Genomic DNA, 10,230 nt, shown 5'->3' on the forward strand with positions numbered 1-10,230 from the left:
TACTAGGCGATAAGCAGATAAACCCTAGTAATGAACTCAAAGAAGCAAGCCCTAGACGAAAGTTCCCTTGGCAGTTCTAGCTTGCTACCTGACGTTGATGTTCTTTATCCAGAAATACGCTCGGCTGAAATTTGGTGATCTTCTCGTCAATAATAAAAGATTTGACATATTCAATCATCATCGGATGGAGAGAGAACAGACCTGATTTGGCATCAATCCACGATCGCGCTTGCAGTAGTTCTAAGGTTTCCAGAAGTTCTTGGGATGAAACCGAGGATGGCATCTTTGTTCGTAGCTCTGAAAAAGAAATGGATTGACGATTGAGTACCATGCATTGAATCGTTGCTTTAGCTGCATCCGATAGGTGTTCAAATTCTCGGTCTAAATCCTTGAGAATTGTACCGAAAACTGTAACTTTTTGTTTTAAAAATTCAGGGATGCTGCCATCAAATAATTGTTGAATCGTTGTGCCAATGCGGTTTAGGACATGGGGATTCCCTGCATAGGATTTGATTAATCGATTCCAGCTGTCTGGCGATCCTCTAAAGGTTCCTTTTGTTTTGAAAAGTTCTTGGATGTCTGTAACTTCTAATCCTTGAAGACAGAATACTCGCACTGGTCGTGTCTTTCCTTCAAGCGGGATGAACTGATGGGATTTGACACGACTGGTTAAGATTAAGCAACTTTGATGGATGGCTTCTCCCACTCTCTTTAACAACTTCCAGTACTCCCCGGTGGTTGTGTGGTGGAAACAGATGCAGTCTTTATAAGTAATCTCTGGGGCAGCACATTCTTGGAGAAGTCCGTCAGCACCGTCTAAAACCAGTAAGCAACGATGACGTTGCAAATAATGAATCAGCCGTGAAATCCTGTGATTGAATGATTCTGGCAGATCGGTTTCTTTCCCCTCAGATAGAACAGCGATCAAGTCTGCTAGGAGATCGTTAACTAGAGGAGCAGGGAGCAGCGATCGCCAAATCACGAACTCAAACTGATCCTGAAGTTCTTGAGTCAGTTTTACGGATAGCCAGGTTTTGCCGATCCCACCCATGCCTAATAGGCTAATCAGACGGCAGGGTATTGCCTGATTTGTAGGAGATTTAGCTAAAATCCAGTGCTTCAGGGTTGTTAGTTCTTCCTTGCGTCCGCAAAAAAGGGATACATCTGGTGCTTCTCCCCAATCAATTCGATTTTCAATTTTTGTGTAGCCTTCCTGCGGGTTGATATGCGGATTGGCGAACTGATAGTCATTAGGTTCTAGTTGTAGTTTGAATGCTTGAAAACAGTAATTTAGGGTTTGCCGATCTACCCCCACTTCACAAGCAAATACCTTTGCGACTGTATCTCGGTCTAACCCCATACGAAAACCTAAGACTTCATGAGTGTAATGTTTATCGAAATTTTCAGAACTTTCTGATTTAGATTTTGCATCTTGGAGTTTCTGTAATCCTTGGGGCGTTAGCATTACACCACGTCTACGGCTCCTTTATTGGGACTTCATAGGGAACCTCGCAGGTTATAAATATAGATAGTATTTTTTATGGATAAGCATGACTGTCTGTAGTACATCGGTAAGATGCAGCAATAAATAAGACATGACGGGCACAAGTCAGCAGTAAATAACTTCAGCTGCCATCCAAATTTATCTACAACTCAATCAAGTCTTGATTCTCAAAACTGCACCCATTTAAAGGATTTATTGAAGAATTATGCTAGGAAACAAAAATACAAAAAACTATTTCAGGCAAAGAGCAGGTAACAGTTAAAAGACCGAATGGAGCGAATCTATTCAGCTAATTTTATGTTACTTGCTTTCTTCTCCCATCAACGTTAAGTAATTTTACGTGTGTTAATTATATTCCCGATCGCTAATACCGAAACATTGGCTGCGGCAATTGATTTTGGAGTATTCCGACATCACACAGAGAAGATTTTAACCGTTGTGAAGGCGCTCGAAATTTGGGCAGAGGCGGTTAAAAAATTCCTGCGGATACGCGTAACTGCTATCTAAAAATTCCCTGGAAAGCGATCGCTATTCTTCTGTTCGCTACAAACTTTGTAATTGTAGATGCTGAAGTTAAGGTTAGCTCTGCCGATCTTAGGGAAGTGGAATTGAGTTTGGCAGTGGCTGAAATAATTACTGTGTCTAGCTTCGGAAGATCGAGGTTAAGAAGTTTTTAAGTTCGTTGTTAAGTTCGTAAGCTTCGGTTGAGTTGAATGGGTTGAAAGCACACACTTAATTTGTCCTGAAGAGTTTTTTGGGTATCGGCTCAAGGAGTCATTAAATCAACAGGATGGCAAGTTGTCTTTAAATTCTAAGGAGAAACTCAAATGGCTATTAACGGCATCTGGTACAGCGATGTACTCTATGGCACTAGCGGTTCCGACCTGATCTACGGCTATCCCAGTTCCGGCTATGGCTCTGGCTACAATGATTACGACGGCTACGATACCTTGTATGGCTATGATGGCGACGATACATTGTACGGCGGCAATGAGGATGACAAGCTTTACGGCGGAGTAGGTAATGACGTCCTTTACGGCGGTCTGAATCCAACATACTCTGGCAACGACAGTCTCTATGGTGGGGCTGGCGATGATCTCCTCTATGGTGGAGCCGGTAACGATCGCCTTGACGGCTATGCAACTACTGGCATAGAATACGACACTCTGGTTGGTGGTGATGGTTCTGATACTTTCGTTCTTGGCGGTTCCTGGGGTGTTTCATACCAAGGTCTTGGTTACGCTACCATTACTGACTGGGATCCTTCTTCTGGTGATAAGATTGAAACCATTGGTAACTCTAGTCAATACTCTCTCGGATATGCAGACTATAGTGGCAGTTCGGCTCTAGACACACAAGTTTACTATGGCAGTGACTTGATTGCTAATATTCAAGACACTACCAATGTCATCATCTCCCTAGACTTCAACTTTGTCTAGTCAGCACTTTGTTGCCCGGAAATGCATTCGCGCTTAAAAGTCTGCAATGGCGCACAGATCGCGCAGGGAATGCGATCGCATTTCCGGGCATGAGCAAAGCTGTTAATAACACAAACTAGTTTGTAAAAAATTCAGGGGTAGGGCATTTATGGTGTCCTACCCTTTAAGTTTGCTTAAAAAGTCTAATTTATCGAAACAGCATAAAGGCATCAGTCGTCAGAATTCAGAATGATGTTCCCACACTGGCTTGGCTACACGAGACAAAACCCACCTACCCTTCTGGTGACTAACCAGAGAGCCAGGGCAAACCAGGCGACGTTGCTTTCTATAGTTAAAAAGTGGAAATTTTTTCAACTCTTGCATAACTCTCCAATTAACCTCTGATAACTCTTTGGCATTGTTGAACAAAAGTTATTCAGGAAGCGAAAATTATGAAACTTTACTATCGTGGTCTGAACTACGAATACGACCGAAGCAAGGTTAGCAATAAAACAGAACAGCCCTTTGAACCCGCTCCTCAACTTGGGCTAGCTTATAATCTAATGTACGGTGACCTTACTTATCGTGTTGATCCAAATTCCCAATCGGCGGAAGTTCCTCTAGCACCACTAGCCGATAAATTGAGTTTTAGGGGAATCACTTACTTTCTAAATAAAACTGCATAGGGAGAAGTTACCGTAGTCTCTCAACCAGCAAGCACTTCAAAAGTTGGGGCACTGCCGATTTATGAGGAATTATTAAATCAATTCGCAATTCGCAATTACGTTTTGTGACGGGGATTTTAATTAGGCGTTCAATTCCTGCTGCCACAAGAGGCGGGGGAATTAAACTGAACATACTTTATTAAAGCTTCAACAATAATATGGCAGCAAGCGGATCTGAAGTTTAGGGAGTCATGAACTTGTAGTACAATCCCAAAAAACCTTGGAATTTCAGCACTACCTACCTACTTTCTTTCTCAATAAACCTTGCCAAAGCTGGTAGTTGTGCCAAGATTAATTTGAGGATCTTAGGCAAGTGAGACAATGTTAGGACATTTATTAGACGGACGTTACCAAGTCCTCCAGGTCTTAGGTAGAGGTGGATTCGGTCAAACCTACATAGCTCAAGATACCCATCGGCCAGGTTTCCCGAAATGCGTTGTCAAACACCTAAAGCCCGTCACTCGTAGCCCTGAATTTCTCGAAACTGCCAGACGGCTATTTACCAGTGAAGCAGAAACACTAGAACAACTGGGCAACCATGACCAGATTCCTCGGCTTTTAGCCTATTTTGAAGAAAACCAAGAGTTCTTCTTGGTGCAAGAGTTCATTCAAGGGCATACTCTGAAAGCAGAACTGTTCCCCAATCAACATTGGACAGAAGAGAAAGTAATTCAACTGCTCCAACAGATGTTGGGTATTCTGCAATTTATTCACAGCCACAACGTTATCCATCGAGATATCAAGCCGGACAATATAATCAGGCGGCAACAAGACGGCAAGTTAGTGCTGATTGACTTTGGTGCAGTTAAACAAGTCCAAACTCAACTGCTTACAGTTGCAGGGCAGATGGGGGCTACTATTATCATTGGCACCCCAGGATATATGTCTACAGAACAGGGGCAAGGTAAGCCCCGCCCTAACAGTGATATTTATTCCTTGGGGATTATTGGTATTCAATCGCTGACAGGATTACATCCTATAAACTTTGAGGAAGACCCAGATACAGGAGAAATTTCTTGGCAGCATCAGGCTAACGTCAGTTCTGAGTTGGCATCTGTGTTATCTAAGATGGTGCTACACCACTTTAAACAGCGCTATCAGTCTGCGGCTGAAGTTCTACGGGTGCTTAAGGATCTTGATACTAATACTAAAGTAGAAGCGCAATCACTTCAACCACCATCTTTTACACAACCGCCTCAAGCTTCACTTTCTCAACAAAACTCAATTGGGTATCCACCTGCTTCTATCCTGTCTGCGGAAAATTACAACCGCTTGGAAACGATTCTTTTAGAATTTGTCGGCCCCGTTGCCTCAAGATTACTACGACAAGTTGCCGCATCAGCGCCCAGCTGCGAAGAATTAATTAGTCAATTGGCCCTTCATCTTCGAGGAAATCAACAAATTAATTTTAAGAAGAAAACGATGTTTCTATTAGAGAAATCTACTCTACTACAGGAACTTAGTGTTAAATCTGAAATTAAGTCAAATAATTTACCAAGCCAAGAACCTCAAGTAATCAGCGATAGCTTTGTGCATCAGTGCGAACGCGAGTTAGCTGATTTAATTGGCCCAATAGCTAGGTTCTTAGTGCAAAAAGCTGTTAGGTCTTCTGGACAAATTTCTCGTGCAGAATTTGTGAAAGTTTTAGCATCACAAATTCCCGAACCTCAAAAAGCTTTGCAATTTCAGCAGCGTCTAATGTCTTAATTTTTTAAGTATTGCGTTTTTGTCTCCTTAAATTACGAATTATTAGCCCTGGTTATTCAACATCTCCAGAGCTATTTTTAAGCTAGCTTTCATTCGGTTAAATGCTTCTGCTAACCCGCCAATTTCATCATTAGAGCTTTCTTGAAAATCAGCACTCATATCACCAACACTAACTTTTTGGGCGATTTTCTCTATTCTTCTGATGCGCTGAATCACATATTTTGTGATTAAGAAGTTAATTAAGAAAACTATGATTGCAAAGATAGTAATTAAAAGTCCCATTATCAATCTCCAAGTCCCTTTGGCATTGGCAAAAATCTCTTGAGAAGGAACAGAGATTATTTGGGCAGAAACAATCTGATTGAGTTGCCAGCCAAAACCATTTTCCGAGCCATAATTTACCAACTGACTCTTAGGAGCTTGATCTGGTGTAGAATGACATCGCAAGCATTTCGCTTCTGTAATCTTTAGTGGTTGCGCGATGTAAAATACTTCGCCTTCTGACAAGTTACGAAACCCTGAAATTTCTAGAGTCTTGGGTTCGTTGCGAAAACGTTCTACAAGTTGAGTTTCAAAATTATCAGCTTTATCCGCTAAATTAGTTGGATTAAGTGTTGCATCTTTATGAAAAAAGTTTTTAAATTCAGGCTTTTTCCGAAAATTTTCAAAAACCTCTTTAGAGGAAAAAGTTGGTACTACTTCAGGCATGAACGTTGGGTTAGTGTCTAGTCTAGGTTCTAATAAAGGATCTATACGATTTTGTGTATAGTCTCTAACTGCGTTCACCATTTGGATGAGAATCTGGGCTTGAGAAGCTACTTCATTTTGCGCTCTCCCTTGGAGTACACTGGATAAAGCAACGCTACTTCCCACAATACTGACTATGAAAACTAATATTAGAAGTAAGTTAAATTTAGCACCTATTTTTAGGTTTTTTAACGTAATGTTGTTTAACATAACCTAAGCAAGAAAGCTGGTATCTAAGTTTGTCTAATATTTATTTATACCTGTTAGAGAGCATTTTCACAATATTTAAATAAATATTAATTTTTTGCAGCAATATCACCTATTTAAGCAGCAGTCAAACTTATCTAAATTAGTCCTGAAAGCCAAGTTATTTCCTTAACCATAATTAGTGATGTTTGTGCGATTTCCCCGTCGTTTATTTATGTTTCATCTGCTAGGTTTTACATTTGCTGCTTGCCAATCACCAAAAGAGTTTGAGGGCAATTTAACTGTTGGTGTAATCAACTATGGTGGAGGCGAACAGATAATTAACCAATATGCTAAATTCAATAGTTACTTGGGTGAAAAGACAAATGCATATATTCAGCTAGAGCCTGTTTTTAATGAAAACAGAGCGATTGAGCGCCTTCAGGCTCGTGCTTGGTCATTGGTATTTGCTCCACCGGGTTTAGCGGCTATTGCGATCGCACACTACCAATATGTTCCTCTGTTTCCTTTAATAGGTATTAGTAATTTGCGTTCAATTTTCGTTGTTCGCAAAGACAATCCAATATCCGACTTGAAACAGCTAGAAGGTAAAATAGTGGCTTTAGGCCAGTTAGGTTCAGCAACAGGATATTATTTTCCTCTTTACAATCTTTATGGTACAACACTGGCACAGATACTGTTTGCACCCACACCCAAAGCCGCGCTGGAATTGGTCGCACAAGGAAAAGCGATCGCCTGTGCTGTCTCGGAGGCTGAATTGAGTGTCTACGGTTCACAGTTGACCCCAACCGAATTCCGCATACTATTTAAAGACCCTCACTATGTACCATTAGGTGTGGTTTTGATTGGGCCGAATGTAGAACGTAACCGTCAAGAGTTTATCCGTAAAGTGATGAGTGATTCGCCTTCAGATTTAGCTCAAGAAGTGGGGTATGTACCCAATGGACAAATACCAGATTACAAATACATGATTTCTCTGGTTGATCGGGTAAGCTCGATTAGTTCCAAGCTGCAAAAAAAGCCTGTTCGTTTATTTTGAGTCAATTAACGTGAGTTCGACGAACCTCTCCCTCCCTGGAATTTTAGTTCAAGTCTTTCCCTCTGCGACTCGGAGAGGTTGGGCATTGGACATGGTTTATTCTCCTTGTCTCCTTTATCTCCTCAAGGCGATCGCATCTAAATATTGACGAGCCGAACACTGATCCTAAGACTTAGTTTCCTGTGTCTGTGCGTCGATAATTACACTCCAGTCATCGTTTGTCACCGCAGCTTCAAGTTGACGCTGACGTTCGGCTTCACTGGCATCTATTGTTTCTGACTCTTTAGAAAGGGTTGTGTCAGCCATTGCTTTCCGCAGTTTTAGCTTTTTCTCCTCGTAGGCTTGACGTTGAACCTCTGACATTACCGCCTTGGTAGCTTCGCCTACCGTACTAGCCCACATCCCGCTTTCGGAAGCATTACCAGGTGGTGTAGTTTCGAGTTCTGTTATCCACGCATCTCGCAAATCTTCCATTTCTTGACGCTTGGGGAACTTGAATGCTTGCACGCGGACAAAAGCACACTTTTGCTGACCATTTTGGCGAAGATGACCGTTTAAGGAAAGCAACACATTCCGAGAATAGCCAATGTACTGTGGGCGGCGTTCTGCATCCAATACGGCGTAAACACCTGCAATTTTAGCGTTCTGAGCAACGGCATTCCAAGCCTCAAGGTCAATGATTTCAGTACCATTATTTGCCAGTTCAGGAGTTATACTCACCTCAATGGCGGCGTGTTCGTCATCAGAACTGTACAAAAAGTCATGTAGTCCACGGTGGTTTATGGGGACATTTTGATGTTCAATTGGCGAGTTGTGCTGAGTTTCCATTGCAGTTGATCTCCGAGTTATTAATTAGCGTTACGCAAATATATGCCCTTAAAATATTGAAGCTTAAATCTACTCACATCCCCAAATTCTGGTTCTGACAAAGCGAAAACAACTATTAAACTTTATATAGCAATCCTATCTGAGTTGTGAAAATTACTTTTTAATCGAACCACAGAGGCGCAGAGAAGCCAGTGCGTTGCGGGGGTTCCCCCCGTTGTAGCAACTGGCGCGACACAGAGAGAAGAATCAACATAAATTTTCACAAATAATTGAGGACTACTATATAGAACTTATATTTAATTTTTGAAAAAAATCAGTACACCCCAAAAAGGCTTCTTTCCTACTCCCTACTCCCTACTCCCTGTCTACGCAAATAATTTCAAAAATCAAAGCAGACTGCTATATGAATCAATTAACGCCTAAAAATTGGATATTCATCAAACAACGACTGACTCCTTATTTATTTTTGCTACCCGCCTTGGTTCTTTTGGGCTTAACTGTCTTTTGGCCTGCACTGCAAGCATTTTACCTTAGCTTTACTCGCTATGAAGATATTGCCCAGCCGCCACAATGGATAGGTTTTGCCAACTTCTTCAAGCTTTGGAAAGATGCAGTTTTTTGGAAAACCTTGGAAAACACTTTTCTATATCTTGTGGGTGTAGTACCAATTTTAGTAATTGCTCCCTTAGTGCTGGCAATTTTAGTAAATCAGAAACTGCGGGGAATGAATTGGTTTAGAGCAGCTTACTACACCCCAGTGGTAATTTCAATGGTAGTTGCGGGAATAGCTTGGAAATGGCTATATGCAGAAAACGGATTACTCAATCAGTTCTTTAAAGCTTTAGGTATTTTTCCAGAAGGTATTCCTTGGCTAACTAGCCCAGCTAAAATTTTTGGCATTGTACCAATTTCTCTTGCCAGCGTGATGGCTGTCACCGTCTGGAAGGGACTAGGCTACTACATGGTGATTTATTTAGCCGGGTTACAATCAATTCCCCCTGATGTCTACGAAGCTGCTGCGATCGATGGCTCTGATGGTATCAGCAAACATTGGGATATTACCATACCTTTGATGAAGCCATATTTAGCACTAGTGGCGGTGATTTCGGCTATTTCTGCGACCAAAGTGTTTGAAGAAGTCTACATTATGACCCAAGGGGGGCCACTCAGTAGCTCGAAAACGATTGTTTATTATCTATATGAGCAAGCCTTCAATAATTTGGAAATTAGCTATGCTTGCACAATTGGGCTAGTGCTATTTTTGATAATTTTGGGGTTATCAATTTTGCGATTAATTATTAATCAGCAGGGGGACGATAATATCACAATTTGATATGACTTAATTTAAATACATTAAATTTAGAAAAATCATCCCTGTTCATCTGAAACTATTCAAATATCGATAGTGCATGAAAACAGACACGATTTTTTACACCTTATTCCAAACTCTTCCAGGTTCTTATTTGAACTTTTGGAACAATCCCCAGCCCTGGCGTTGCACTATCAATTTACCTCAGTAGAAATCAAAAAACTAGCACGTCATATCGATGGTTTATTCTTACCCAAACCTGACTTCCCAGAAGACACAATCTATTTTGTTGAGGTACAGTTTCAGCGCGATAATGATATTTACTGGCGAATAATCACAGAAACTTTCCTGTATATAAATCAATATAAACCTCAACGTCGCTGGCAAGCAGTATTACTTTTTGCTCAACGCAGTCTCGACCCAGGTGTGCCGTTCATTTATCAAACATCATTAGCTCAACAGCAAATTCGGATAATTTATTTAGATGAGTTAGATGATGTACTATCATCTTCGATTGGGCTAGGTGTGATTAAGTTAGTAGTTGCAGCAGAAGATAAAGCCGTACAGCAAGCGAAAAACTTGATAAATCAAGTACAACAAACGGATGAAGCTAACCGTAGCAATCTCTTAGAATTAGTAGAGAGAATTCTTATCTATAAATTTGTAATTGAAGAAGAATACATTCGTCAGAATTCAGGAGTCAGAATCAAGACGCTCTCTACGAGACGCTAAAAGCGAACGCGGAC

General features: G+C 41.1%; 10 protein-coding genes. 7 read left to right on the top strand and 3 right to left on the bottom strand.

Annotated features, from left to right (window positions below; genetic code table 11):
• Window positions 1-76 precede the first annotated feature (76 nt).
• Entirely contained in the window at window positions 77-1,465 is a 1,389-nt protein-coding gene (locus PUQ00_RS24325) for an NB-ARC domain-containing protein (protein ID WP_300421647.1), read from the bottom strand.
• Window positions 1,466-1,846: 381 nt separating this feature from the next.
• On the opposite strand from PUQ00_RS24325, the gene PUQ00_RS24330 reads away from it, so the two are divergent.
• From PUQ00_RS24330 to PUQ00_RS24345, 4 genes are all read left to right on the top strand, one after another.
• A complete protein-coding gene (locus PUQ00_RS24330) occupies window positions 1,847-2,011 on the top strand; it encodes a hypothetical protein (protein WP_300421648.1) in 165 nt (54 codons plus the stop codon).
• Window positions 2,012-2,331: 320 nt separating this feature from the next.
• Entirely contained in the window at window positions 2,332-2,943 is a 612-nt protein-coding gene (locus PUQ00_RS24335; RefSeq protein ID WP_300421649.1) for a calcium-binding protein, read from the top strand.
• 431 nt (window positions 2,944-3,374) lie between these two features.
• Window positions 3,375-3,608, top strand: a complete 234-nt coding sequence (locus PUQ00_RS24340; RefSeq protein ID WP_300421650.1) for a DUF4278 domain-containing protein — start codon at window positions 3,375-3,377, stop codon at window positions 3,606-3,608.
• A 360-nt stretch (window positions 3,609-3,968) separates the two neighbouring features.
• Window positions 3,969-5,354, top strand: coding sequence for a serine/threonine-protein kinase (locus tag PUQ00_RS24345; RefSeq protein ID WP_300421651.1), 1,386 nt, complete (start codon window positions 3,969-3,971; stop codon window positions 5,352-5,354).
• Window positions 5,355-5,396: 42 nt separating this feature from the next.
• On the opposite strand, the gene PUQ00_RS24350 is transcribed toward PUQ00_RS24345, so the two are convergent.
• Window positions 5,397-6,311: a DUF3365 domain-containing protein gene (locus PUQ00_RS24350; RefSeq protein ID WP_300421653.1), complete on the bottom strand. Its 915-nt coding sequence runs from the start codon at window positions 6,309-6,311 to the stop codon at window positions 5,397-5,399.
• A 181-nt stretch (window positions 6,312-6,492) separates the two neighbouring features.
• Between PUQ00_RS24350 and PUQ00_RS24355 the strand changes: the two genes are divergently transcribed.
• A complete protein-coding gene (locus tag PUQ00_RS24355; RefSeq protein WP_300421655.1) occupies window positions 6,493-7,347 on the top strand; it encodes a PhnD/SsuA/transferrin family substrate-binding protein in 855 nt (284 codons plus the stop codon).
• A 165-nt stretch (window positions 7,348-7,512) separates the two neighbouring features.
• Here PUQ00_RS24355 and PUQ00_RS24360 read toward each other — a convergent pair whose 3' ends face one another.
• A complete protein-coding gene (locus PUQ00_RS24360; RefSeq protein ID WP_300421656.1) occupies window positions 7,513-8,175 on the bottom strand; it encodes a GIY-YIG nuclease family protein in 663 nt (220 codons plus the stop codon).
• A gap of 403 nt (window positions 8,176-8,578) precedes the next feature.
• Between PUQ00_RS24360 and PUQ00_RS24365 the strand changes: the two genes are divergently transcribed.
• Both PUQ00_RS24365 and PUQ00_RS24370 read left to right on the top strand, forming a co-directional pair.
• Window positions 8,579-9,508 carry a sugar ABC transporter permease gene (locus tag PUQ00_RS24365; protein WP_300421657.1) on the top strand — a complete coding sequence of 310 codons (930 nt, stop codon included), beginning with the start codon at window positions 8,579-8,581 and terminating at the stop codon, window positions 9,506-9,508.
• 138 nt (window positions 9,509-9,646) lie between these two features.
• The gene (locus tag PUQ00_RS24370) at window positions 9,647-10,216 is read left to right on the top strand and encodes an Rpn family recombination-promoting nuclease/putative transposase (protein ID WP_300421659.1); all 570 of its coding nucleotides are present in this window, start codon (window positions 9,647-9,649) and stop codon (window positions 10,214-10,216) included.
• Window positions 10,217-10,230: the final 14 nt, after the last annotated feature.

Source organism: Nostoc sp. S13, assembly GCF_029379315.1.
Classification (GTDB): Bacteria; Cyanobacteriota; Cyanobacteriia; order Cyanobacteriales; family Nostocaceae; genus Nostoc.